At 62.0% G+C, this 25,730-nt stretch carries 19 protein-coding genes and 6 pseudogenes; 11 read left to right on the top strand and 14 right to left on the bottom strand.

Going from position 1 to position 25,730, the window contains the following annotated elements; genetic code table 11:
• Positions 1–54: 54 nt before the first annotated feature.
• From GO608_RS00930 to GO608_RS00915, 5 genes and pseudogenes are all read left to right on the top strand, one after another.
• On the top strand, positions 55–543 hold the full coding sequence (locus GO608_RS00930; RefSeq protein ID WP_169199918.1) for a TRAP transporter small permease: 489 nt from the start codon (positions 55–57) through the stop codon (positions 541–543).
• Entirely contained in the window at positions 536–1,837 is a 1,302-nt protein-coding gene (locus GO608_RS00925) for a TRAP transporter large permease (protein WP_169199919.1), read from the top strand. Before GO608_RS00930 ends, GO608_RS00925 begins: the two co-directional genes overlap by 8 nt.
• Before the next feature lie 208 nt (positions 1,838–2,045).
• Positions 2,046–2,192, top strand: a pseudogene (locus GO608_RS19625) (VOC family protein); the annotation flags it as partial.
• Positions 2,193–2,244: 52 nt separating this feature from the next.
• Entirely contained in the window at positions 2,245–2,787 is a 543-nt protein-coding gene (locus tag GO608_RS00920; protein ID WP_247002664.1) for a hemerythrin domain-containing protein, read from the top strand.
• A 54-nt stretch (positions 2,788–2,841) separates the two neighbouring features.
• A pseudogene (locus tag GO608_RS00915) lies at positions 2,842–3,075 on the top strand (SAM-dependent methyltransferase); the annotation flags it as partial.
• A 245-nt stretch (positions 3,076–3,320) separates the two neighbouring features.
• On the opposite strand, the gene GO608_RS00910 reads toward GO608_RS00915, so the two are convergent.
• The 4 genes from GO608_RS00910 to GO608_RS00895 form a co-directional block, all read right to left on the bottom strand.
• Complete coding sequence (locus GO608_RS00910) at positions 3,321–4,319, bottom strand: UPF0149 family protein (protein ID WP_211159540.1); 999 nt, start codon at positions 4,317–4,319, stop codon at positions 3,321–3,323.
• Positions 4,320–4,884: 565 nt separating this feature from the next.
• The gene (locus GO608_RS00905; RefSeq protein WP_169199921.1) at positions 4,885–5,250 is read right to left on the bottom strand and encodes a response regulator; all 366 of its coding nucleotides are present in this window, start codon (positions 5,248–5,250) and stop codon (positions 4,885–4,887) included.
• Between the two features lie 14 nt (positions 5,251–5,264).
• The gene (locus tag GO608_RS00900; protein WP_169199922.1) at positions 5,265–8,687 is read right to left on the bottom strand and encodes a bifunctional diguanylate cyclase/phosphodiesterase; all 3,423 of its coding nucleotides are present in this window, start codon (positions 8,685–8,687) and stop codon (positions 5,265–5,267) included.
• Positions 8,688–8,902: 215 nt separating this feature from the next.
• On the bottom strand, positions 8,903–9,208 hold the full coding sequence (locus tag GO608_RS00895; protein WP_211159541.1) for a hypothetical protein: 306 nt from the start codon (positions 9,206–9,208) through the stop codon (positions 8,903–8,905).
• Positions 9,209–9,771: 563 nt separating this feature from the next.
• Here GO608_RS00895 and GO608_RS00890 point away from each other — a divergent pair.
• Positions 9,772–10,344 (top strand): NADPH-dependent FMN reductase, encoded by a 573-nt coding sequence (locus GO608_RS00890; RefSeq protein ID WP_169199924.1) that lies wholly within the window; start codon positions 9,772–9,774, stop codon positions 10,342–10,344.
• A 101-nt stretch (positions 10,345–10,445) separates the two neighbouring features.
• On the opposite strand, the pseudogene GO608_RS00885 reads toward GO608_RS00890, so the two are convergent.
• Positions 10,446–10,736, bottom strand: a pseudogene (locus GO608_RS00885) (IS1634 family transposase); the annotation flags it as partial.
• Positions 10,737–11,037: 301 nt separating this feature from the next.
• Here GO608_RS00885 and GO608_RS00880 point away from each other — a divergent pair.
• Positions 11,038–12,126, top strand: coding sequence for an NAD(P)-dependent alcohol dehydrogenase (locus tag GO608_RS00880; protein ID WP_169199926.1), 1,089 nt, complete (start codon positions 11,038–11,040; stop codon positions 12,124–12,126).
• A 53-nt stretch (positions 12,127–12,179) separates the two neighbouring features.
• Here the strand turns inward: GO608_RS00880 and GO608_RS00875 are convergent, their stop codons facing one another.
• From GO608_RS00875 to GO608_RS00840, 8 genes and pseudogenes are all read right to left on the bottom strand, one after another.
• Positions 12,180–13,751, bottom strand: coding sequence for an FAD-binding oxidoreductase (locus tag GO608_RS00875; protein ID WP_169199927.1), 1,572 nt, complete (start codon positions 13,749–13,751; stop codon positions 12,180–12,182).
• A gap of 13 nt (positions 13,752–13,764) precedes the next feature.
• Positions 13,765–14,457: a hypothetical protein gene (locus tag GO608_RS00870; RefSeq protein WP_169199928.1), complete on the bottom strand. Its 693-nt coding sequence runs from the start codon at positions 14,455–14,457 to the stop codon at positions 13,765–13,767.
• 10 nt (positions 14,458–14,467) lie between these two features.
• Positions 14,468–14,806, bottom strand: coding sequence for a c-type cytochrome (locus tag GO608_RS00865; protein ID WP_169199929.1), 339 nt, complete (start codon positions 14,804–14,806; stop codon positions 14,468–14,470).
• A 49-nt stretch (positions 14,807–14,855) separates the two neighbouring features.
• A complete protein-coding gene (locus GO608_RS00860) occupies positions 14,856–16,328 on the bottom strand; it encodes an aldehyde dehydrogenase family protein (protein WP_169199930.1) in 1,473 nt (490 codons plus the stop codon).
• 357 nt (positions 16,329–16,685) lie between these two features.
• Positions 16,686–16,856 (bottom strand): annotated as a pseudogene (locus GO608_RS19620) (transposase); the annotation flags it as partial.
• 750 nt (positions 16,857–17,606) lie between these two features.
• The gene (locus GO608_RS00850) at positions 17,607–19,925 is read right to left on the bottom strand and encodes a diguanylate cyclase (protein ID WP_169199931.1); all 2,319 of its coding nucleotides are present in this window, start codon (positions 19,923–19,925) and stop codon (positions 17,607–17,609) included.
• 21 nt (positions 19,926–19,946) lie between these two features.
• The gene (locus GO608_RS00845) at positions 19,947–20,486 is read right to left on the bottom strand and encodes a hypothetical protein (RefSeq protein WP_169199932.1); all 540 of its coding nucleotides are present in this window, start codon (positions 20,484–20,486) and stop codon (positions 19,947–19,949) included.
• Positions 20,483–21,551 (bottom strand): annotated as a pseudogene (locus GO608_RS00840) (ABC transporter ATP-binding protein). The gene GO608_RS00845 and the pseudogene GO608_RS00840 overlap by 4 nt, the downstream one beginning before the upstream one ends.
• 86 nt (positions 21,552–21,637) lie before the next feature.
• Between GO608_RS00840 and GO608_RS00835 the strand changes: the two are divergent.
• The 4 genes and pseudogenes from GO608_RS00835 to GO608_RS00820 all read left to right on the top strand — a co-directional run.
• A pseudogene (locus tag GO608_RS00835) lies at positions 21,638–21,763 on the top strand (transposase); the annotation flags it as partial.
• Between the two features lie 333 nt (positions 21,764–22,096).
• The gene (locus tag GO608_RS00830) at positions 22,097–23,122 is read left to right on the top strand and encodes a sensor histidine kinase (RefSeq protein WP_169199933.1); all 1,026 of its coding nucleotides are present in this window, start codon (positions 22,097–22,099) and stop codon (positions 23,120–23,122) included.
• Entirely contained in the window at positions 23,097–23,738 is a 642-nt protein-coding gene (locus GO608_RS00825; RefSeq protein WP_169199934.1) for a response regulator, read from the top strand. The genes GO608_RS00830 and GO608_RS00825 overlap by 26 nt, the downstream gene beginning before the upstream one ends.
• Before the next feature lie 19 nt (positions 23,739–23,757).
• A complete protein-coding gene (locus tag GO608_RS00820) occupies positions 23,758–24,924 on the top strand; it encodes a patatin-like phospholipase family protein (protein WP_169199935.1) in 1,167 nt (388 codons plus the stop codon).
• Here the strand turns inward: GO608_RS00820 and GO608_RS00815 are convergent.
• The gene (locus GO608_RS00815; RefSeq protein ID WP_169199936.1) at positions 24,914–25,693 is read right to left on the bottom strand and encodes a 3-hydroxybutyrate dehydrogenase; all 780 of its coding nucleotides are present in this window, start codon (positions 25,691–25,693) and stop codon (positions 24,914–24,916) included. The two genes, GO608_RS00820 and GO608_RS00815, sit on opposite strands and share 11 nt — an antisense overlap.
• Between the last annotated feature and the right edge of the window lie 37 nt (positions 25,694–25,730).

The following is a 25,730-nucleotide window of genomic DNA, read 5'->3' as shown; positions in this document are numbered from 1 at the left end:
CCTTGTGGCAGCAGCGCCAGAGCCGGTCACTCATCCACGACAGGAGTAAACCCAATGAGCCGAGTGCATAGTCTCGCACGCTCCCTCGTGTCGGCCCTAGCCGCGTTGGGCGTCGCCGCATACGGCGGCGCAGCGTTAGTGACGGTGGCCGACGTGATTGGACGGACCGTAGACATGCCCGTGCAAGGGGTGGTCGATCTGGTTCAGTTGTTCGTTGTCACCGGCGCCTGGCTGGTGATGCCGTATGCGTTCATGACGGGCGCCCATGTCGGCGTCGACTTCGTGATCAATTCACTGCCGAAGGCGTTGAGGGTTCCGCTGCAGCTTTTTGCTGCAGCGGTCGCGTTGGTACTGGTAGGGTTGATGCTTTGGTACGGCTTCGAAACTTTCGAGGTTCGCTCGATGTTCGGCGACCGCTCACAGCAGCTTGGCATTCCGGTGGCGTGGTATTGGTATCCCCTGCTCATCGGGCTGACCGTGTCGCTGCTCGGGGTGGTCCTGGAAACGGCCGCAACATGGCAGCGGGTGTCGCGCCATGAGTGACGCGTTTCTCGGCCTCATCGGCTTCGTCGCTGCGCTCGGATTGATTGCGCTCGGCATGCCGGTTGCCGTCGCCATGGGCACCATCGGGGTGATCGGCTATTGGTGGCTGAATGGCTGGGTGGGCACCGCCTACATCCTCGGCTCCAGCCCCTTCGAGTCGATCTTTCCCTATTCCTTCAGCGTGATCCCTCTGTTTGTGATGATGGGGGTCTTTGCCTCCCATGCGGGCTTGTCACGCTCCCTGTTCAACGCCATCAACAGCTTCATCGGCCATCGTCGCGGCGGTCTCGCGGTGACGACGATTGGTGCCTGTGCCTTCTTCGGGGCGATCTGCGGCAGCTCACTCGCTACGGTGGCCACCATCGGTCGGGTCGCATTACCCGAAATGAAGCGCGCCGGTTACGACGACTCCCTATCCACAGCCACCGTTGCTGCGGGCGGCACGCTGGGCGTGCTGATTCCGCCGTCTGTATTGTTGGTGATCTACGGTTTGCTGACGCAGAGTTCGATAGGACAGTTGTTCATCGCCGCGCTGATCCCGGGTCTGCTCGGTACCGCACTGTATGCACTGGCGATCGTCGGGCGGGTGCGGCTGAACCCCGCGCTCGCGCCGCTTGCCTCGCGAATGGATTGGACCACCCGTATCCGCTATCTCGGGCAGATTTGGCCGGTGGTGGTGCTCTTTACGATGGTGATCGGTGGCATCTATGTGGGTTGGTTCACCCCGACAGAAGCCGCTGCGGTGGGGGCTGTCGGCGCCTTCCTTTTGGCGCTGGCATCAGGCAAGCTGACCCAGCGGGCGCTGCGCGAGTCGATCGTTGAGACTGCCGCGCTGACCGGGATGATCTACTTCATCCTGATCGGTGCCGCGCTGTTCAATTTCTTCCTCGAAAACACCGGTCTGCCACAGTTTCTAATCGGCTTGATCGAAGCGTCAGGTCTCAGCCCGCTCGCCGTCATGGTGCTGATCCTGATCTTTTACGTGATCCTCGGTTGCTTCATGGACTCCATGTCCATGATCTTGTTGACGGTGCCGCTACTGGCCCCGGTCGCGCTGCAACTCGATTACAACCTGATCTGGTTTGGCATCGTCGTGGTAACCGTAGCAGAGATCGGTCTGATAACCCCGCCCATCGGCATGAACCTTTTCGTCGTCCAGGCGGCAGCGCGCGGCGTGTCGTCCTCAACCGTGGTACGTGGCATCTTGCCCTTCATTTTGGCCGACCTGCTGCGGCTGGTGCTGCTGCTCGCCTTCCCGGTCCTGGTGCTGTGGCTGCCGGGTGCTATGTTCTAAGCCAGGGTTCCTCGATGAGAGGCTTCATCCAAAGCCCGGCACCCAGCGGGCGCTGCCCTAAATCGAGGGTTAACTGCTGTAAGGAGTTCGGATCATCCACCCCACACCGCTGCGTGCGGATGAAACGAGGCCACGAGGAATAAAGGAGTTGCAAATGACTGCAATGGTCAAGAGGATTCATCACGTTGCCTATCGCTGCAAGGATGCTCTGGCCTGCAACACCGCCCTGCCCGGCATGCTGGAGACGTTCGACAAGGTCAAGTGAGACATGCTCGAAGAATGGGCGCAGACCAATAAGGCCCCGAAGCATGCCGCCTGGATGCACGACGGCAGTTACAAGGAGATATTCAAGTGAAACTCGCCGTCTTGAAGATCGATCACAATCGATAAACGAAAGGATCCTAGCCGTGAGTGACAAAAATCATCCGGGGGCGGACGAGACCCCATTATCCGATTTCTCTAATTGCCACGCGGGTATTCTCGAGGGGCTCGAGGCTTTCGCCGAACTGCCGGCGCTTGTATCAGCGGCAGACCGTGCCCGACGGGTGGGGCAGCGGATGGTCGATTTATTCGCGACGGGGGTGATCGAACATCATGCCGAGGAGGAGGAGGAACTCTTTCCTGCCGTGGTAGCCAGTTCCGAGCCCGGAGAGGAACTCGACCGCGTCAAACAACTTGTGGATCGGCTCACACGTGAGCACCGGGAATTTGAGGCCATGTGGAAACGTCTTGCACCGGCCGTAAAGAAAGCGGCCAGGGGTCAGAGCGTGCAGCTGGATCTGGCTGAAGTGGAACGGCTGGTGCGTACTTATGCTGAACATGCCTCGTTCGAGGAGGCGGAATTCCTTCCATTGTCGGAGCGGATCTTGGGGCGCAATTCGAACCACATGGCCGCTCTTGGTTTGTCGCTGCACATGCGCCATGCGCCCTTGGCCAAGCGGAATATCTGATTGGCGCGTGCCGCTCAGAAGGAGGCGGGTGCAGCTGAGCGTTGAATGTCCGCAATTCTCGCGTCTTTTGGCGATCTCGACTACAACGTCGTCGAAATCGTTCTGGCAGATCAAGACGGCTGGGACAGGTACGAGGGGGCCAAGTGGCTCACCATGCGCCGATGGCTCGAAGCCAATCCCGACGACTTGGCAACAAATGTTCGAGCCAAACTGACCTCGGAATCCGAACGCTACGCCGCGTTCACCCGTGAATTCCTGGGCTGGGGCGTGTTCGCGCTGATGGCGCGGGAGTTTTTTCGACCCTATGAGGGCGGCATCAGTGTCGGAGGTGGTGCGGGCGGCACGGCGGGCTTCGATCATTCTGCGGGCCGTTTTGGAGCAAGACGTACAGCCGCTTCGGGTCGGCAGTTCGCGTTCGCTGTATAGGAATTCTGCTGTTCGTGGCCGCGCAATGCTGAACGCCAGCTAACCGGCGCATTGCCGTGTGATCGGGCGCGGCAGACGAACCGCAGGTCACGCCAAAAGCATAATATTCAATGAAGTGTCGAGGCTGCTCCACAGCACTTCTTGAACTTCTTCCCGCTTCCGCAAGGACAGGGGTCGTTACGGCCAACCTTAGGGTGCTCGCGTGTGACGGTTCCGGCCTGTTGGAGCTCATATATCGCCCGCCGATAAGGCAACCAGAAACGGTAAATGGACGCAACGGATGCTTGTATATGCTTGGCGAGATCCTCACGCTGCGCCGGTTTGTCCGCCAGCGCCAGCTCGTTCTCGCTGAGATCGTCACCGCCTAGCAGACGAATCGGGTTGAGCCACTCATATCCCCGCGGATCATCAAATAGCGGCTGCCAATCGGCGCGACAAAGCGCGATCCCGTCCATGAAACCGGCGGCCCACATCTCGGCATCGATGAATTCCTTGGACTTGTCTTCAGGAATGAAAATGTCGAAGATCGGTTCGTGGGAGTCCGCATCATGCTCGAGACTCCAGATGATGCCGTTGTAGTGACGCATGATCATCTGCATGATTCGCTGCGCCTCGTCCATGGTATCGAAGTGGGGCGCGTCTTCTTCACGCTTTCCCCATATGCCCGAGTACCACTGACTCATGTTCAAGCTGGTCGGGCCGACGATGATTGCCGTGAGATAGCCGTCCAGGTGATCCAGCAACATCGTTTCATCCGATGTGGCATCAGACAGCAAGAAGGCATCCAGTTCTTCCAGCTCCCCGTCCGACAAAGGGGTTGCAAGTCGTAGCGGGTTGCTCCCCATGCCTGAGCTTCCTGCCGCCTGGCTAGGTTCGCCAATCAGCGACTCGATTCCGTCCTCACGAATGGTTCGCATGACTTCATCAAGTGCGGCTTGATCAGTTCCGAACTGATCGTCCCAAACGGTGGAGTTGCCATGTTCGTCGACGACCTCCAGTGTCCACGCGGTATGCGGCATTCGGTAGATGCAGATCTCGACCGTATGAGTACCGACGGTGTAATGCCGTTGCAGCGGGGAGTGGATCAGGTCAGGTTCGTCGTACATGGGGTGCGCATCCTGTGTGAGGTCGCCATGGTAGCAGTTGGGATGACGATCACTCGCGGACCAGGCTGGATGGAGGCGCTAAGCTTTTGGATAACCGCGGACCGACCGTTGGACGACGCTGAGGGCCGTGCGGCAGCTTTCCGCAACCTTGCTGCCGCTCATTCGGCGCAGATCGGCCGGCAGCTGCGGCCAAATTCCACGCGTAGGCTGTTCGACAGATTTCTGAGCGAAGCCACCTCTCCAACGCCTCCTCTGCCAAAAAAACGCCCGGTAGCAGTTGGCCGACATTACCCTTCCGTCATCGCTACCGCAAGGGACCGCTCGTTGCATCAAAGGCTCGCGGCGAACGGCCTTGCCACCGTTAGATCTCGATCTGCTCGGTGATCTCCACAGCATCTCGACCTCGATGCGCGAGAGCGTGGATTTCAAACCATTTCGTTGAATTCATAAAGTTACTTATTTACTCATGCAAAATGTATTCATGCCGGAGCTTTCCGCGCATTCTTGGTAACGGTAGAAAAGCGATTGTCGGGCACGGATTGCCGACATTGCGCCAATTTGCGATCTACGGCACGCAAAATTGGCGCTGAGCAGCGCGAGGCTGGATGAGCACCTCGTGAAACAGGAAAGCTTCGCGGAGGTGCTCGCGCAGACGATCGTCGTCCCACGGCTTGTGGAGTGTCTTGTAAATGGCACCCGCACTGACCGCTTCGGTCATCGACTCGAGCTCGGTAAAGCCGCTGAGCACGAGGCGGACCGTATTGGGATGCAGTTCCTTGACCTGCCGCAGGAACTCGATGCCGGCCATTTCCGGCATTCGTTGGTCGGCTACAACAACCTGCACAGAATTCGTGGCCAGCAATTCGAGGCCGCGGTTCCCACTGTCCGTGCTCAAGATGTGGTAACCCTCCTCGCGCAACCCGCGGCGCACGGCCGCGATGACATCTAGTTCGTCGACGACGAGGAGCAGGGTGGGGCGGCCGTCTGGCGCCCCCCCGTCCCGGCTAGAGCTTTCGCCGTCACCATCAACTCGCTAAACGATTCGGCGGGCATCGGCTTGGCGAAGTAGTATCCCTGCATTTCGTCGCAGTCGTGCTGGCGCAGGTAGCCGAGCTGCGCCTCGGTTTCGACCCCTTCGGCGACGACTTTCAGCTGCAAGCGGTGGGCGAGGTCGATGATTGAAACGGCGATTACGGCCGCCTGTGGTTCGGTGACGATGTTGCGGACGAACGACTGGTCGATCTTGAGGGTATCGATCGGGAAGCGGCTCAGGTAGGCAAAGCTCGAATAACCGGTGCCAAAGTCGTCGAGCGACAGCTGGACGCCGATGCGCTTGAGGGCGGTGAGGACGGCGATGGTTTGCTCCGGATCGTCCATGAGCATGCTCTCGGTCAGCTCGAGCTCGAGGGCGCCGGCCGGAACGTCATGACGCGCAAGTGCCTGCGCGACGACGATCGGCAGGTCGCCCGAATGGAACTGCCGCCCGGAGACGTTGACAGCGAGCCGCAGGTGAGACCACCCGGCGTCATGCCAGCTGCGCAACTGGCGGCACGCGGCCTCAATGACCCAGGCGCCCATCGGTACAATCAGGCCGGTCTTTTCGGCGAGCGGAATGAAGCGCGCCGGCGACTCCAGGCCCCGGCCCTCGCGGGGCCAACGGATCAGCGCCTCGGCACCGGTCACCAGGCCGGTGCGCAGGTCGACCTTGGGCTGGAAATGCAGGACGAATTCTTCGCGCTCCACCGCCCGCCGCAGCGACGCTTCGAGCTCGAGCTGGGCAACGGCGTGTACGTTCATGTCGGCCGTGTAGAAGCAGAAGCGGTTGCGACCGCGATCCTTCGCCTGGTACATGGCGGCATCGGCATCGCGCAGCAGTTCGGCGGCCGTTGCCCCGTCCTTGGGGAATACGCTGATGCCGATGCTCGCGCCGATATAGACCTCGCTGCCGCAAGCCAGCTGGAACGGCGTCGCCAACGCCGCCAGCAGGTCGCGCGCGACTACCGCCACCGCGTCCGGACCGTCGATCGGCGCGAGCACCAGCAGGAACTCGTCGCCGCCGAGGCGGCCCAGAGTATCCTCGTGGCGCACCCGCGCCCGTAGGCGCTCGGCGACCTGGACCAGCAACTCGTCGCCGACCAGATGCCCGAGGCTGTCATTGACCTTCTTGAAGCCATCGAGATCGAGGAACAGCACCGCAGCCCGCTGGCGGTGCCGTTCGGTGCGCTCGAGCGCGTGGGCCAGCCGGGATTGCAGCAACAGGCGATTGGGCAGGTCGGTGAGCGGGTCGTAATGCGCGAGATGCGCCAGCTGTTCCTCGCTGCGCCGGATCTGGCTGATGTCGCTGAAGACGGCGACATAATGGGTCGGCGTGCCGCGCTCGTCGCGGACGGTCGTGATCGTTGACCACGCCGGATACACCTCGCCGTTCTTGCGGCGGTTCCAGATCTCGCCCTGCCACTGGTCGGTCTGCAGCAGGCTCGCCCACAGCGCCTGATAGAACTCCGGTCCGTGCCGGTCCGACTTCTGAAGGCTGGGCTTGTGGCCCATGGCGTCGGCCTCAGGGTAGCCCGTGATGTCGGTAAAGGCCTTATTCACGGCCAGGATCCGGGCGCCGAGATCGGTGATCACGACCGCGTCCCGGGTGTTCTCGAACACCGTGGCGGCCTGGCGAGTGTGCGCCTCGGCCTGCCGGCGCGCGGTGATGTCCTGTATGACGGCGACGACCGCATCGATGCCACCGTCGGGACGCCGCGCCACGCGGAGGTTGACTTCGGACAGACCGCATTGGCCATCCTTGCGCACGTAAATGCTTTCGGCGCGCAGACCGTCGATCTCGCCGGACGTCAGACGCTTCGACCCGGCGGCGAGCGCATCGCGTTCGTCGGGAGGGACAACGTCGGCCCAGGCCATGTCGAGCAACTCGTCGCGCCGATAGCCGAGCATCTCGCAGTAATAGTCGTTGACGTAGAGAAACCGGTTGGTTTCTGGCGCACTCAACGCCATGCCCATGAACGGGAGGTCGTAGAACAGCTTGAGCAGTTTGTCATTCTCGGCCCTCTGGGCAATCAAATGGAGACGGTTGGCTCGGTGCTGCTGGCGCCACAACATCGTCACCACTACCGCGACGGTTGCCACCGCCACCAGCGCCAGGAGACTAACCCAACGGATCAACTCGCGCAGCGGCGCGAGTACCTCGTCGTGGTCGAGTTTAGTCACGAGTCGCCAGGGCGTGCCTTCGATCGGCTGTATGGCGGCAAGGACGGGCACGTTGCGGTAGTCGACGCCGTCCCGGATCGTCGCCGCGCTCGGGTCGAGGACGGCCGCGGCCGCAGGCAGTTTGGGGTGCGCTTCGATCGGCAGGCGGAACGCCAGTCGCGTCTCCTGGCGATGGCGCAGTTCGGTTAAAAACAGGACGTCGTTTCCCTCCCGGCGGACGAGTAGTGTTTCGCCGCTCGGGCTCGGTGTGGGCCAAGTCTGGATCAACGGCAAGAGGAACTGCTCGACCGGGGCGCGGAGAACCACTCCGCCCACGGCTCGCGGTGCGCCGGCGTCCCGGAGCACGAGCGGAATGACGAGGTCGAAACGGGCATGGCCAGCAGTGTCCTGATACAAGTCGCTGGTCTGCACCTCTTCGCTGCGCAGGGCTGCCGACAGCAGCGTTTGATGCAGCGGTTCCAAGGGATCGGGCGAAGCTTCGACCAGCAGGCGCCGTCCATCGGCGCCAAGCAATTCGACTTCATAGTGGTGCACGTGCTCCAGAGATCGCACCACGCGCAAAACGTCTTTTCGGGCCTCGGCATTGCCGTTTCGGCTCCACTCGTCGACGCTATCGACAAAGCCGACGCTCGCGACGAGGGTGTCGGCATCCGCCCGCCATTCATCGAGCCAGGACTGAATCTGACCGGTCTTGAGATCGCCAATAGCGCGCAGGTCGCTCAGTGCAGCCGCCTCGAGTCGGGGGGCCTGAAGATCGACGATGCTCAAGCCGACCAGTGGAATGAAGACGGCCAGCCCGAAAAACAGGCTGACCACGCTGCGCTGCCCGCTGGGCACCGCCTGGCTCGCGGAATCGTGGACCCGCCAGCCCTTCAGCAGCAGGTAGAGCAGTGCCGTCGTAATTGTGACGTACGCTATGCCCTTCACGGTACCGATTGTCGCGACCAGCGCCGGGTCGCCGACAAACAGGTTCAGCACCTGGTCCGAGGCGAAGATCCAGAGCGAGGCCAGCGTACCGTAGAGAGCAGCGGCGGCGCACGCAGCCGGGTGCCTGAGCCGATCAGTGACTGCCTGAGGAAGTAACATAGGAATTTGCCGCTCGGAGTCACGTCCGACCGGCCGTGTCAGAATCAGATAGTTTGCGCGGCGCATGCGCTCCTCCGTGTCCTGCCACGGCTGTCGTTGCAGCGCCCAGAACGAGATATACCAAAGGTCAGGTGTTCCTATACAGGAAATTGTTCTCGGAATAGGCACACGTATTCTTCTAGCCCCCGTTTACGGCGCCCTTGCTGAGGCTGTTGGCGGGCCTCGGTGCCGGCTCCAGCCACCCCGTACAAGAAGGAAACACTGTTTTGAGGAGCAGGGTTTCATCTAGCTGATGCGGGTCTGCTGCCAAGGGCGCGGGCGATGGCCGAACCGATCGGGACCTGGGTGCGCCGCGCGAGCAGCCAGGCGTGCAGGCGCTCGAGAACGAGACATGCCCGCACGAGGCGAATCACCGGCTCTGACGTAGGCGCGAGCGTGACCGGCACAAAGCATGCCCTCGCTACGTCACTGACCGTGACCGCCTCGGAGCCCCGGCGACTCGGTGGCTCGACGCCGCGCTCGCGCATCCAGCGGCGCACCTGGTTCGCGTTCAGGCCGTTGGCCAGCGTGACACCCGCCCCCGACACCCCAGACTCGCTGCAGCCCGAGACGCCCGATTGCTTGAATAGTTCGCTGTGCGTACGCCGGCTTCGACGGGGGATGACCACGTCCATAATGTCCACCCATCGAAGGTTGATGGACATGATCTTCAGCAGACTACCGAGCCATGAACAGGTGAGTTTGCCGGGTGCTTACAAACAAATCATGTTTGACGGGCGCGAAACCGATTTGAAGCGTGTGTCAGGGGAGACCGTCCCGTTTCGACGGCTTCATCGCTCCCCATCGTGCCTTCCCTGCACGTTGCGTCCTCGTTTTCGCTCCCTGACGCCCCATCACGACGCATCCCTACAATAACCTGCGCGAAGCGGAACAACCTCACTGCGAAGGACTCGGGCCTACCAGAGGAGTAGGGTACAACCATTGCAAGCCGGGAATTCGGCGTATCGAAGGGCTCGCTCTTCGAGGACGGAAAACAGTCGTCCCGCCTAATCGGCAAGCCCATGCCTTCGATAGCGGTGGTCGAAGCGCTGAAAACCGGGGGCAGCTGATTCTTTCGATTACGCCACCGCTCGCTTCGGAGGAAACGAATATGGCCAGTTACAAAGTGGGGTATTTCGTCGGCAGCCTGTCCTCGACTTCGATCAACCGCCGGCTTGCAAAAGCACTGATACGGTTGGCACCTCCCGACCTTCAACTCGTCGAGATCCCGATCAGGGATCTGCCGCTGTACAGCCAAGACTATGACGCCGACTATCCTCCGGTTGCACGGACGTTCAAGGAGGCTATCGCCGACTGCGACGCCCTGCTGTTCGTCACGCCTGAGTTCAATCGTTCGATACCCGGCGGCTTGAAAAACGCAATCGACTGGGCCAGCCGTCCCTGGGGTCAGAACTCTTTTGCGCGCAAGCCCTCCGGTGTGATCGGCGCTTCCCCCGGTGCAATCGGCACCGCAGTGGCCCAGAGCCAATTGCGTAGCGTGCTGTGCTTTTGCAACTCACCCCTGATGAATACCGTCGAGGCATACATCCACTTCAAGGAGGGACTGATTACGGCCGAGGGCGAGATCACCGACGAGAGTACAAGGAATTTCCTGCGCAACTATATGACCGAGTTGCACGCCTTTATCGTGCGCGTCCTGACCGTGCTGCCCCGCACGGCCTGAGCCGCACGACCAGCGCGATCGTAATCGACGCTTGCTTGCAGCCTGCGCCGTCCTGCTGTGGTGCTGAGGTTCATCGGCACCGTGATGGCGGCAGGCTGAACGGGAGCCCGATGATAGACCGGCCCGATCTCGATCTCGGATTTCAGCACCTTGAAGCTGCACTCCATGTCGAGGAGTACGGTTGTAGCGCGCGACGACGACGTCGGGTGCGAATTCTTCCGCATTGGTCCCGAGCAGGAGCTCGCCGTCGCTGAGTTCGGCGAGCCCGCGGGGCGTCTCGGCGATCTCGTAGCTCACGAGCTCGACCTTGAGATCGATGCCGATGATCCTTGACAGATCCCCGCCTCCCACACAGCGGGGTAGGAACGTGCCTTGGCCTCGCGCGATGAGACCCCATGTCGAGGGCGCGTCCTCAGCGGTTGCTTTCACGCCCGGTCGTACTTCCCGTGAGATTCAGGTCTGTGGGGGGCGGTCAAGAATTGACCAAGCGTACCGAAGGGGACTTGAGCAAATCTCACCCGCACCGTCCGCACCCGACAACGGCATCAATGTGCCAGAGTGACAGTGTCGCCAACCACTCTAATCGGAAGGAGTGTCCCTCCCATTGCTTACGCTCCCGCGCCTCGACCCTGACCAATAGGGCTCGCTGGGTTAGCATGGAATGCCTGGACCATCCAACCGGAGCTAAGGGATATGAAGATTCAAGCCGCAGTAACCCATGCTAAGGGCGAAGACTTCACTATCGAGAAAGTCACCCTCGCGGCGCCCAAGTCGAATGAAGTGCTAGTCAGGATCGTTGCAACCGGCGTGTGTCATACTGACGCAGTAGCGCGCGACCTGGGTATTTCGCCCTATCCCATCGTGCTGGGGCACGAGGGTTCGGGTATCGTCGAGCAGATCGGTGAGAACGTCACCAGCTTGGAGGTGGGCGACCATGTGGTGCTGTCCTTCGCCCATTGTGGCCAGTGCGAAAACTGCCTGACCGGGCACCCGACCGTGTGCGCACGGTTCAATGAGCTCAACTTCGGCGGGCGGATGGAAGATGGCACCTGCCGCCTGCATCAGGGTGATACCGAGCTGGCCACCTTCTTTGGCCAGTCCTCCTTCGGCACGCACGTCGTGGCCCATGAACGCAACGTCGTGAAGGTCGACAAGGACGTGGATCTGGCGCTGCTCGGGCCGCTCGGCTGCGGTATCCAGACCGGTGCTGGCACTGTGCTCAACCGCCTGAAGCCCAAGTTCGGCACCTCCATTGCGGTCTACGGCTGTGGGGCGGTGGGGCTGAGCGCAATCATGGCGGCGAAGATTGCCGGCTGCCAGCAAATCTTTGCCATCGATGTGCATGAAAGCCGTTTGCAACTGGCCGGGGAACTGGGCGCGACCCATGCCCTGAATGGCAAGGAAGTGGATGTCGTCAAGGAGATCAAGGAAGCCTCTAGGGGCGGCACCCACTATGCGGTGGAAAGTACGGGCGTGCCACCGGTGGTGCGCCAATGCCTGCACGCGCTGCGCCCCCTCGGGCAGGCGGCCATCGTCGGGGTGACGCCGGAGATGAATATCGACGTGCACAACGATCTGATGGCCGAAGGCAAGAGCATGATTGGGGTGATCGAAGGCGATTCGGTACCGCGAGTATTCATTCCCAAGCTGGTCGAATTCTTCAAGGCCGGAAAATTTCCTTTCGACAGGCTGGTCAAGTTCTACCGCTTCGATCAGATCAATCAGGCCTTCGACGATTCAGCCAACGGCACCGCGGTCAAGCCGGTCCTCAGGCTCGCCTGACGCGGGCGCCGGGCGCATTCCCGCCCCGTGGAACCGGCGTCGCCGCGGGGAGGTCAGGCCTTTTTATAGGTGTCCAGATTGATGCCCGAGCGGCCCGGCGCGAGAATATTGTTCGGGTCCAGCGCGCGCTTGATGGCGTGCTCCACGTCCCGCTTGACCGGGCCGTAGCTGCGCGCCACACGCTCCTGGAAGCGGGTGTTCACGCGGTACACCGCATAACCTTCCTTCTCGAACTCATCCAGCAGTTCGTTGAAGCAGGCATCGGCACGTCTGGTTTCCTCCGCATTGGTGCGATCGAAGAGGACGTCGATGACGTGGTGCATGTCGCGCGGGGCGACGATGAACTCGGCCACATAATCCAGACCATGCTTGTGCAGGATGCGCTTGGCCATCCGCGCCTGCTTCTCGCACTCGCTGCCGCGCGCCTCGCTTACCGGCGCGAACCACATCGAGCCGCCGCCCCCGCGCCAGTTGTACAGGCCGAATTCCTGCAGGTTGGGTACACCGGACATCAGCTCGGCGCGGTATTTGAACGGCTGCTTGTCACCGGCCTCTTCCTGGGTCACGATGCGGCCCTTGCCGAGCCTCTTGAAGGCATCGGTGACGATTTTCCAGTTCACATCGACCTGTTCCTGGGTGCCATACAGCGCTGCATAAAGGTTCCACGCGCCCATGCCGGTATCCTTCTGCATCTGCTTGATCACGCTGTCCGGCGTGTGGCCCGGTTCGGTGATGTAGTCGGAGCGACGCAGGTGCGCGCTGCCGGCCTCCCACAGCGTGCTGGCGATCACTACCGAGTTGGGGATGGTGCCGGACATGCGCAGCGGACGAAGCAGATCAACGATCTCGACGATATCCTCCTCGCTCTGGAAAATGACCTCGAACGGTTTGAACACCGGCGGCTTGGGCATCAGCCAGAAGCCCATCTTGGTGGTGATGCCGTAGTTGGCCTGGGTGAACATGCCATCCAGCGTCGGGCCATAGCCCCATTTGAAGATCTGCCAAGTGTTGCTGCCCTTCACCCCGCCCATACCCGTGCGGTAGACATCACCGTTGGCCAGCACCACTTCCATGCCGCACTGCATCATGAAATGCTCACCGTACGGGGTGTAACCCACGCCGCGGTCCATTGTGTTGCCGACCGGGCCGGCAATGGCCGAGGGCGCCGAGAAGGACAGCATCACCGGCAGATTGTTCTCCTCGATGTGATCGTAGAGCTGCCCATAGGTCACGCCCGGCTCGACCAGGGCATAGCACATGTCCGTGTCGATCTTGATGATCTTGTTCATCTTCTTCAGGTCAAGGATGACCTGCCCACGCTGGCTCGGCGCGGCTGAGCCGTAACCGAAGTTTCGGCCGGTGGAGATGGTCCAGATCGGAATTTTGTGTTCGTTGCAGATCCGCACCACACCCTGCACCTGCTCAACCGTGGTCGCCGTCAGAGCTGCCGAAGGCGCATGAGCGGCATTCTCGACCGACAGCATGATCTTGTTGTAGGGCAGCAGCTGATCGGCTTTGACCAGCACGCTCTCTTTACCCAGCAGGACGCGGAACTTCTCGACTGCCTTGTCGAATTCTTCCTGGACCACCCCGCGCGGCAATACAGCGTTATTCTGTTCAGGCATTGATCAGACTCCTTCAGGCCTCGATCGAAAAAGAAACGAAGCTGCCGGTAATTGGCGTGCTGGCAACGGGTGCCAATGGGGCGGTCAGCGTCGTGCGCGTGCCGAGCGAAGCCAGCAAATAACCGATACTGCTCGCCCACTGTGCCGACTGACCGGCGCTGCGTGACGGTCCGCTCATCCGGCGCGGCCCAATCGGCCCGTTCTGGCGCTCCTCATTCAGGCTGAAACCCGCTCCACAGGCCTGCAGCTGACGGCTGAACTGCTGCGAACAACCTTCAGCGCTATCGGTGTCGAGCAAATGATGGCGACTGAAAGCGGCTTCGACAGTGTGTTGCCCAAGCCACTGCATCCGTGCGCCGCCACTGCGGGCGATATCCACTAGCAGAGCTGCCGAGGCATCATCCAGCAGGCCGATGACCCGCATCGGCTGGCGACTCCGCAGCTGGCGCTCAAAATCCAGCATGAAGCCCGGATCGCAACCCACCCGCTGCACCTGCAGCCGGGGGCCACCGGCCGCCAGAGCGCCATACAGGAAAATCGACTGAGCCGCCCCCTCGTTTGCCAGCGCCAGTACCGGCCGGGCGGCTGCGGTAGCGCTCGGGGCGGCCGTGCCCGCGGCAAGCGCGCGTACCGCGCTGCCCATCGTCACACCGGCGATACTGCCCAAGGCCATACTCTTGAGCACGAAACGACGATTCACACTCATAACCGGCTCCTCAAGGCCGAGCTGCCGGAGCCGGCAGGGTCGACAGATATTCAGTCACCTGAGCAATGGATTCGTCATCAATGTAGGAGGCGGGGAAGGCTGGCATGGCGTTGAAGCCATTTCGAACGATGAATCTGACATAGTCTTCGGGCAGGTCGCGCCCGGCGATCACCGGACCTACTCCGACTTTAGGGTCATGGCAGTGGCCGCAGATTTTGTCATACAGGTTCTTGCCACTGCCCCATTGGCTGTCATCCTGCGCTAGGGTCGACGCGGCCAGCAGTGCAAAGGGCAGGACACTCGCCACTAGCACCCGTTTCGCAGCCTTGCCGCTCAAGGAATCAGACATTTTTGATTCTCCAATCGCAAGTGGACGGGCGAGCCTCTGACCGGATGCATCAGAATGGATAGCGACGCGGTGCGTGCTGCACCGTTACCCAGTGATCCGTCGTGAATTCCTCGATGGCCCAGTCACCATTGAACCGCCCCAGGCCGGAGTTTTTCACGCCACCGAAGGGGGCGTTTGGCTCGTCGTTGATCGGCATATCGTTGATATGCGTCATGCCGGCGCGGATACGCTGGGCGAACTGCATGCCACGGGAGATATCCCTCGTGAATACGGCGCTGGATAGCCCGTACTCGCTGCTGTTGGCCAACGCCAATGCATGCTCGGCGTCGCGAGCGCTCTGGATGCCGACCAGCGGACCGAAGATTTCCTCGCGGGCGATTTCCATATCGGCGCTCACGTTGCCGAATACATGCGGGGGCATGACATTGCCTTGTGGTTCGCCACCCACAAGCACCACCGCTCCTTCCTGTTGCGCCTTGCTGATTTTGGCCTTGAGGCCCGCCAGCTGTTTAGCGTTGATCACCGGGCCGACGATCGTTTCCGGTTTGCCCGGATCGCCATAGGGCAATGCCTTGACCCGCTCGACAAAGCGCCGTGTGAACTCTTCGAGCAGAGGGGCTTCAACGATGATGCGGTTGATGGCCATGCAGATTTGCCCCTGGTGGAGGAACTTGCCGACCACCGCTGCGTTCACCGCCGCATCGACATCCGCATCGGCCAGCACCACAAAGGGACTGTTGCCGCCCAGTTCCAGCGCTACGTGCTTGAGGTGCGTACCGCCGCTAGCAAGACGACCGATGTTGCGGCCGACTGGCGTGGAGCCGGTAAAGGAGATAAAGGACGGCACCGGGTGCTCGACGAAGGCATCGCCGATGTCCGAACCGGCACCCACCAGTACACTCAGCACGCCCGCCGGTAGCCCGGCTTCCTCAAAGATGCGGGCCAGCAGCAGGCCGCCGGTGATCGGCGTATCACTGGCTGGTTTGATGACCACGGCGTTGCCCAGCGCCAGCGCGGGAGCAACTGAACGGGCACTCAGGTGTAGCGGGAAGTTCCACGGACTGATCACTCCCACTACACCCAGCGGCGCGCGGTAAACGAGGCTTTCCTTGCCCGGCACATCCGAAGGCAAAATACGTCCATGAACACGGCTCGGCAGACTTGCGGACTCCACAGTGATGGCGCGGGCGGAAGCCCACTCGATTTCGGCCTTGATGTGGGTACTGCCGGATTCACGAATCACCCAGTGAATGATTTCTTCCTTGCGCTCATCGAAGATTTCGACAGCCCGACGCATTACATCACCACGCGCTGAGGGCCCCATTGCTGCCCATTCAGCTTGCGCCTTTTGCGCCGCATGATAAGCCTGGTCCAGATCCTCACAACTGGCCATAGGCAGGCTCAGCAGGGTTTCGCCGGTGAAGGGGTCGGTGACATCGAGATTGCGTTCAGCGCTTCCCGCTCGCCACTGCCCGGCGATCGGCTGCAATTCAAGGTTCTGATAGGGCGGCTTGCTCTTCATGACATCTCTCTCCTTGTATCCGCAGCCCTCCGCGGCAAACGCTGTGATCAAAGCGACTCGGCCGACTTCGGAAGGGATCGAGCACACCATTCCGGTTTCCGTCTCAAGCGTCAAGCTTTGTTTCCGCTTTGAGAATAGGCGGCGAAAGTGGCTGCCGGCAACGTACATGGCCTCCAAATTCGAACAACGCAGAAATCTGGGCCGATTCCGCATATGTGCAAGGCTGCGCCTGCAAGGCATGACATGCAGGAGGACGCTATCGACCCTTATGGAATTGCTTCCATAAGCCGGAGGATTTTGCGTCGCCTTCCGCAATCTAGCCGAATATCGCGAGAGCAGCCGCTCCAGGGCGTCGCTCAGATTGCCCATAAGGTGCCACGGGTCAGCCAGCTGGATGGCGGCGGGGGTAACACGATGGGCTGCCTCGGCATAGGCACCGGCCCGGTCCCGGGCAATGACCTGGATGCCGGGATGGTTGCGAAGCCAGGCGGCCAGCGTATCCGCTTCCCGGTTTGCGAGCAGCTCGATCGGACGTCGCGGTTCCAGATCGACGATGATGGTGCCGTCCCGGTGGCCGCGCGCCAGCGCTCAGTCACCGACGCCGATCACCGTCAGCGGCGCTGAGCCAGCATCCGTCTCTGCTCGGCGTATCCCCCGCAGCAGCGTGTCCCCGCTGGTCCGCATACCCAGCCGGGCAGGTCGCCGGGCACCGGCTAGGCCGCCTATAGTGAGCCCGATTTCGCGCCGTGCTGCCGCGAGCTGCTGGGTAGAATGCTGACGCGGCGCCGCGAGCGGGGCAATCGGCTCACCGAAGGTGCGCCGCGGACAAGCCGCGTTCCCGCATCGAAAGCACAGCACTTCGACCTCGAGCGACACCGGATGGCTCAAACAGGGACATTCGGAAAGGTGGCGCCAGTAATGGCCATGCCGTTGCGGCTTGGCCGGCCGCACTCCGGACATGAGGCACTCCGACGACGCTGCGGGCGCTCACTCTCAATCGCTGGCCAACCCCCGTCACCCGTTTCCCGACCCCGCGCAGCAGGGACGCAAGAATGTCGAGGATCATAGAGGACCCCCTTGAACCGTTCATCGGCAACGGCTCATGGCCCAGCGTCACACAACGTGTGAAAGAGCCAGTTTTGCGTATTCATATCCGCTGTAACGGTCACCGCTGATAACCTGCCATAAACGGCGCCGGAGTGGTCCAGCCCTGTCTCAGTGAGCAAGAAGAAAGCAGGGCATCAAGGAACTGGCAACGCTGTCGCCACTGCCAACGGGTCAGGCTCCAATCTCCCCATCTTCTGAGCCCCCATTTTCCGATCTAACGTAGGGAAAGTAGTCGCGGTCCTTGCTGGCAATGTGGTGCGCAACCACGTCGCGGGCGAGAAAGGTGAAGAGCGCGCCGATGTCCCCGCGGCCGCCGCTGAAGTCCTTGATCAGCACGGCCGCCTGCCTCGTCAGCGCCTCGTGTAGCTGGACGTGCGCGGCGAGATCGGGGTATCCGATGTGCTGCAGCAGCCGCTCTTCGTCGTAGAAATGCCGCACCATGTTGTCGAACAGCGCATCGATGGCCACGCGCAGCTCCTCAAAGGGCCGCTCCGCGACGATCAGCACCCACAGTGCGTTGATTTCGTCAAAGAGCCCCTGGTGCTCGGCGTCCAACTGCGGGTTGCCGCTCTCGAACGCGGGATGCCAGACGATCTGGATCAGCCCGCCATGCGCGGCGGGGCGGCCGAGGGCCGTGCGATCGGCCTCGACAAGATTGCGTCCGGCCTTCTTTGCACGGTATAGGGCGGCGTCGGCGCGGGCGATCCATTCATCGCGCGACTCAGTCTCGCCCAGCTCCGCGACGCCGAAACTCGCGGTCACGCGTCCCACGCCTTCGAAGTCGTGGGCGAAGATGGCCGCTCGCGCCCGCTCGGCCAACGCCAACGCGCTCTCGAGATCGGTGTCGGGCAGCAGGGCGAGAAATTCCTCGCCGCCCCAACGCGTAAGCGAATCGGGCTTGCGCAGCACGCCGCGCAAACACTCTGCAACGGCCTGCAGGACCTCGTCGCCCGTGCCGTGACCGAAGCGGTCGTTGATGGCCTTGAAAAAATCGACGTCAAGCAGGATTACGGCAAGCGGACGGAGATAGCGGCGCGAACGTTCGATTTCCCGCCCCACGACTTCGTGGAATCGATGTCGACTCCATGCTCCGGTCAGGGCATCCGTTCCAGCCAACTCGTCGAGCTGCTCCAGGGTCTGCAGCAGGGCTTGCTCCTTCTCGTTCAGTCGTCCCACGAGACTGTTAAATCCGAGAAGCAGATCCCCCACCTCGTCACGGCGCGTCACGGGCAGAGGGGCGAGCTCGCGTTCTCCTTCGGCCATCTCACGCAGCGCCCGGGACGCGGTCGTCAAGGGGCGCAGCAGGCGCGGCAAAAAGACCAGCATGACGAGGAGCAGGAAGATGATCGTCGCGAACGAATTGTGCCACAGCAAGCGGCGCAGCTCGGCAATCGGCTGCGACACTTCCCCCGTAGGCCGATGCGCGACGACGAGCCAGTCCGTGCCAGGCACGGGCGCGATAGCCGCGAGCGCTTCGATGCCCTGCGCGTCGATCACGATGTCGGCGCCGGGACGACCAGTCAAGGCACGTTCGAGCAGCGGGCTGCGGTCGCGATCCGGAATGGGCTGGAGCGCCATCATCGGGTCGTCCGACGCGATGAACAGTCTCCCGGCAGGGAAGATCACGAGAAATCCGCCGCTCGCGCCCAGCCGCGCCTGCTGCAGCGCCTCGAGAAAGCCGCCCACATCGGGCCGTGACTCCCCTGCCAGCACGGCTAGCACACGTCCGGCGGCGTCTCGCACGGACGCTGCGAAGACCGTCACCGGCCGGCCTTCGAAGCCATCGCGGCGAGGCGTACTGATCACCACTGCGGACGCGAGCGCGGTGCTGAACCATCCAGCTTCGGACAAGGCGGGCGTGGTGGGCAGGTGAGCGTGCTCCGCAGCCTTCGGGCTTTGGGCGAGCAGCGCGCCGTCGGGGCGCAGGACGCGTAGGCCGCGCGCAAACAGTGGGTTCAGACGTTCGCGCTCGCCGAGCCAGGCGGCAAGTTGCTCGGGCTGTTGCAGCAGCGCAGGCGGAAGCGTACCCGCCAATTCGCCGACGAGGTCGCTGCGTCTTTGCAGGCTCCGTCCGATATCTCCTGCGACATACGCCGCGATCGACAGCTGTGCTTCCGCCACGACTTCGTGCACGCGGTCCCGCACCGCCGGTAGCATGACGAACAAACGCACCAGCACACCGAGGACGATGAGCGCGACGCCGAGTGCGATCAGGCGGAATTTTATGGTGCGGAAGGGCGACATAGGTAAAGGAACGACGAAAACTGGGTCCAGTGTATCGGTCTTTTTCGCGCAGCTCTCGTGACCGGTTCCGCGGCGGTCCCAATACTCCGTTCGGATTAATCGCTCCGCGGGCGCGAGGACCCAATCTGCGATGGCCGCATCCTGCTTCTGCCGGTCGGCGCTGTCCCTCTCGAGTAAATAGCGCTCGATGAAGCGAGCCCTGCGCAAGCGGCGTTCTTTTTGTGCGACTTCCCTGCGCGGAGACAACGGAGCGTGTCAGGGTGCTATTTACCGCGGCAAACGCTTGTCGAAGCTGCGGCACGGCCTGTTCCCACGGGGTTCGAATGCAGCGGCAGTCGTGATCAAGCCAAGAAACCCGAGGACGAGTTGCGAATGGATTCCAGGCTCTGGCACGGCGAGAAGCTCAATGTCGCCCAAGAGCGTAGGACGAAGGCTGCCTGAGCTACTGTACCGTTGGCCTGAGCCACACTCCTTCAAAAATTGAAATCCATCGAGGATGTCGTCGCCGGGGCCGCAACAGCGCGTCAGTGCGAAAACGTGCTTGCCTGCTGGCTGCGTGAGCGCGAGGAAGGGATCCGCACCGCTGACGGACCCGTCAGAAAGCGCCTCCAGGCTCGTTCTGCCGTCGTCGCCAAAGGTGATGAAGTCCGCGCCGCCAAGCGTTCCGTCGTCGCGGAAAAAATACAGCAAGGTGTCCGGATTTCCCGCGTCAGTCCGCACATTAATCCAAAAGCGCTCACCGCCGATCTCGATATGGAAAAAGCCCACTTCCGCAGACACGACGTTGCCGCCAGCATTGAGGTTCAAGTCCAGCCGCCGCCCTCCTCGTGAAAGGCGACCACGTGGTTCGCTTCGACCCGGATCCCGATTCGCTCTGCGACGGCGTGATCGAAGTGGCTCGGCAGTAGCGATAGGACGCGCAATCCGCTGTCGAGCTCGAGGGTGTAGAGGAATTCGGCGCCGCGGAACGCTTTGGCGGCGATACGCGCTTTCATGCTGCTCGCCTCGTCGCACACGATATCGTCCAGGCGTAGCAGCACATCCACCTTGCATCCGCGCGGACAGCCCGCGATGCACTGCTCCGGGACGTTTCCATTCAGGATCCCCAACTCAATCCCCACCTGACGGGGCGCCAGCACCCGACCAGGCAACAGCACGCCTTCGCCTATGAAGTGAGCACGAAGCGGGTGGCGGGCCAGTGATACAGGTTGTACGGGGTGTCCCACTGTTCGATGTGCCCCTCGTGCATGATCCCGATCTCGTCGGCCACCGCGAAGGCTTCGCGCTGGTCGTGGGTCACGAGGATCGCTGTTGTTTGGGTCGCCTTAAGAATCTCCCGCACCTCGCGCGCAATCCGCTCGCGCAGTTCGGCATCGAGAGTCGAAAAAGGCTCGTCGACAGCAGCAGGTGAGGCCGCGGCGCCAGCGCCCTTGCGAGCGCCGCGCGCTGCTGGTGCCCCCCCGAAAGTTCATGCGGCCACGCATGTTCTCGCCCTGCAAGCCCGACCGCAGCCAGGACCTCGGCGACACGGGCTCGGCGGCGCGGAGAGTCGAGACCGCGCAGGCCGAAGGCCATGTTGTCGGCCCCGCGAAGATGAGGAAACAGGGCGTAATCCTGGAACACCATGCCGCACTGACGTTGCTCCGGTGGCACGTGGACACGACCGCCGCTCACCACTCCGCCGTTGAGCAGAATTTCACCTTCGGAGATTCGCTCGGAACCCGCTATGCAGCGCAGGACCGTAGTCTTGCCGCAACCCGACCGTCCAACCAAGCAGCCGATTTTCCCACGCTCGAGGGATAGTGAAAGCGAATCCAGCGTGCTGCGCGTACCGTAAATGTGCGACACGTTTCGGAGTTCGACGAGGCTCATTGCACCCCCGATCGGATGAAAGAGTTTGAGCGCCGCTCCCCGCCGCCGCACTCGCGATGTCCGCGATTCCGCGAACAGCCTACCACCCGAGCATCCGCAAGAAGCTGTGGCGCGGCGCCTTGTGGTCGCCCAGCTATTTCGCCGGGAGCTGTGGTGGCGTACCCACCGAGGTCATCCGCCAATACCTCGAGCAGCAGCAGACGCCACCCTGAGGCAAAGGCAAGGACGGCTACGCCGTCCGCGCTAGGGCGAGGTTTGCCGCGCAACTGATCAAATCTTCCTGACAGACGTGCGGGTCCATGAAAGCTACACTCCACCTGATCAGTAAGCGAAGTCAGAGCTGCGATGAGCGTGCGGTGATCGCGTCGCGTCGATGTGTCGACGTTTTGGCAAAACGACGCGATCGCTTCGCCGAATCCAAGCATTCGCCCACTAGCCTAGCGCTGCGGTTACTCGAGGCGGCGTCCCTGTAGGAGAAAGGCATAGCCATCAGCTGTGTATTCTTCAGGTCCGGCTTACGCGAGAATCGTGCTGTCCGTGTTGCGGTGATCTTCGCGGTGACGCTCGCCGTCATCGTCGCAGACTTCACGACGTGGATCGAACTCGACGTCGCCACGATCTACGGACTGCCTCTGGTCCTCGGCGGCGCGACACGTAGTCGGGTTCTGCTGTGGACCCTGACAGGGTTGCTTATCGCAGCGACGTTCGTTGTGTATGCACTGCAGGTCCCGGCGGGTTCATTCAGCTTGGCGGAGACCTTTTTCGTCAATCGAGTGCTCAACGCGGTTTCATTGCTGCTTCTGGCAGGACTGCTGCACCTCTGGATGAGATCCGCCGCGACCGGCGAAGCGCAAGCGGAACTCATCAAGGAGCAAAACGAGAAGTTGCAAGCTGCCAAGGCGTCGCGCCGAATGGTTGAAGTTCAGGAAGCGGAGCGACGGGCGCTGGCCAGTCAGTTGCACGACCTGGTTGGGCAGAAGCTGACTGCGCTCAGTATCAATTTGACGATTGCCAAGAGCCAGCTGTCGCCGGCTCACGCGGCGCAGACCGGAGCCCGATTGGACGATTCGCTCAAGATGGTCGAAGAGACAACCCAGAGTATTCGAGACGTCATGGCCGAACTCAGGCCCGCCGTCCTGGACGACTTCGGACTCGCACCCGTATTGCGCTGGTACGCAGAGGAGTTCACCAAGCGCACCGGGGTGGCGACCTCGGTTGTGGAAGAGGGGCGAGCTCGTCGGTTGACGCCAGCGGCCGAGCACGCGCTCTTTCGTATGGCCCAGAACGCGCTCGCGAACGTGGCCAAGCACGCGCGTGCCGACAAGGCCGTGTTGACCCTTCGAACGACGCCGCATTCGATCTGCCTGACCGTCGCCGACAACGGCGAAGGCTTTGACCCGACGGCAGTCCATCAACCGGCCCGAGACCACGGCTGGGGTTTGATGATCATGCGTGAGCGCGCAGCAGCGATCGGCGCGCACTTGAAAATCGACTCGGCGCCCGGGCATGGAACCCGAGTCATCGTGACAATAAATGGGGATACGCATGATCAGCGTTCTGCTCGCGGATGATCACGCCGTTGTGCGTGACGGCCTGCGTGCTTTGCTCGAAGCGCAGCCTGGAATCGACGTGGTCGGGGACGTCGCGAATGGACGCGAGGCGGTGCGCGAAGCGCAAAGACTGCAACCGGACGTGGCGATCATGGACATTGCGATGCCCGACATGAATGGAATCGAGGCGACGCTGCAGATGCAAGATGCTTGTCCCTCAACGCAGATCCTGATTCTGTCAATGCATTCGACGACGGAACATATTTTCCGTGCCCTCCGGGCAGGCGCGCGCGGCTACCTGCTGAAGGACTCTGCCGGAGCCGAGGTGGTCGAGGCCGTTCGAATTGTGCACGCAGGGCGGCGCTACCTCAGTCAGAAGATTGCCGCGACCGTGATTGACGACTATATCGCCGAGCGCCACCGGACGAGCCCTCTGGACAGCCTGAGCCGTCGCGAGCGGCAAATCCTGCAGCTGATCGCGGAGGGGAAAACAAGCGCCGAGGTCGGGACGATGCTTTTTCTGTCGCCGAAGACGATCGATACCTATCGCAGTCGAATGATGCACAAGCTGGGGATCGGCGATCTCCCCAAGCTGGTCAAATTCGCGATCCAGCACGGGATCACGCAACTCGACTGAGCGCGAGCGGCTCATCCAAATGGGTGGAACAACAGGAAGGATCAACGCCGTGGCAGGGAGTCTCAAGTTTCCGGTGCGGCCGGGTACGCGACGCGTCGCCTTGGTGTTGCAAGGAGGCGGCGCCCTGGGGGCGTATCAGGCGGGGGTGTTTCAGGCGCTCGACGAGCATGGATTCACGCCGGATTGGGTGGGCGGCACGTCGATCGGCGCGATCAACGGGGCGATCATCGCCGGCAACCCCCCCAACCGACGCCTCGAATGTCTGAAGCGCTTCTGGAACGCCGTACTGCACGAGGATCCGATCGATTTGCGCGGACTGCCGGACGCCGTACGCCAGACCTACAGCTGCTGGACGGCGATGGCATCCATGATCGGCGGGCGACCGCACTTCTTCTCACCCCACCCATTCCTGCCCTTCGGCGTCGGCAATGCAGGATCCGCAGACACGGCAAGCTTCTACGATACGGGTCCGCTGCGTGAATCCTTGCTGGAGAGCATCGATCTCGAGTACCTGAACAACGGATCCATACGTTTCAGCCTTGGGGCGGTGCATGTCACGAGCGGCCGACTGCGGTATTTCGACAATTCACTCCAGCGCGTCGGCATCGAGCACATCCTGGCAAGCAGCGCGCTACCCCCGGCCTTTCCTCCCGTGCTGGTCGATGGCGAGCTGTACTGGGACGGCGGGGTCTACTCGAACACACCACTCGATGTGGTGCTCGACGATTATCCACGAGTCAACACGCTGTGCTTCATGATTGACCTGTGGAGCGCGGGCGGTGACGGGCCTCATTCCATCAGCCAGACGCTGGATCGACAGAAGGACATCATGTACGCGAGCCGTTCCGACCGCAACATCGAGACCTATGAGGCGATGCACAATCTGCGCCGAGTGATCCGCGAGCTCTATGGCCAGTTGTCGGAGGCAAAGCGCAAGGACCCGAAAATGCGAAAGCTCGCGGAACGGGGGTGCCACACGACCATGGACATCGTGCATCTGGGCAACCGTGACCGGGGCTGGGAGCTCGCCAGCAAGGACATGGATTTCTCCCGCACGGCCATCGACGAGCGCTGGCAACTCGGCTACGCCGACGCGATGCGGGTGCTCGATCGGGCGGCCTGGATGGATCCGGTCGATCCGCTGGTCGGCGTGGTCGTGCACCGGATGCCGGGCCTCACTGCATGAACCATCCGTGACTCACCACCAGCGATTGTCCCGTGAGTGCATTGCTGGGGAACGCGGCGAACAGGAGCGCCACCTCGGCAACGTCTTCAACCGTCGTGAATTCGCCGTCGACCGTTTCCTTCAACATCACCTTCTTGATGACGTCATCCTCGGAAATGCCGAGTTCCTTGGCTTGTTCGGGAATTTGACGATCGACGAGCGGGGTGTGCACGAAACCGGGACAAATGACGTTCGCGCGAACTCCGTGCGCGGCGCCTTCCTTCGCGACCACCTTGGCGAGTCCGATCAACCCGTGTTTGGCGGTAACGTAAGGCGCCTTCAGTACTGACCCTTCCTTGGAGTGTACCGAGCCCATGTAGATGACACTTCCACCGCCAGCACGGTACATGTGGGGCAAGCACGCACGGGTGGTGAGAAATGCGCCATCGAGGTGAATGGCGATCAGCTTTCTCCAGTCGGCGTAGCTGAACTCCTCCACCGGGTGGACGATCTGGATGCCGGCGTTGCTGACCAGGATATCAATCCCGCCATAGGCGGCGACCACCGCTGCCACACCGTCATTGACCGCGTCTTCGCAGGTGACGTCCATCGCCACGCCGGATGCTTCCCCGCCAGCGCTCTTGATCTCCGTGGCGGCCGCCTTCGCGGCATTGAGATCGAGGTCGGCGATGGCGACCTTCGCGCCTTCACGGGCGTAGCGCTGCGCGATGGCCTTGCCGATGCCGCTTGCTGCCCCGGTGACGATCGCGACTTTGCCTTCGAGTTTCATCGGTAGTCCTTCCAGCCATGAGCATCAACGGGACGTA

Source organism: Aromatoleum buckelii, assembly GCF_012910785.2.
GTDB classification, from domain to species: domain Bacteria; phylum Pseudomonadota; class Gammaproteobacteria; order Burkholderiales; family Rhodocyclaceae; genus Aromatoleum; species Aromatoleum buckelii.
The sequence above is the reverse complement of the archived record's forward strand: the minus strand, read 5'-3'. Positions and strand labels throughout refer to the sequence as shown.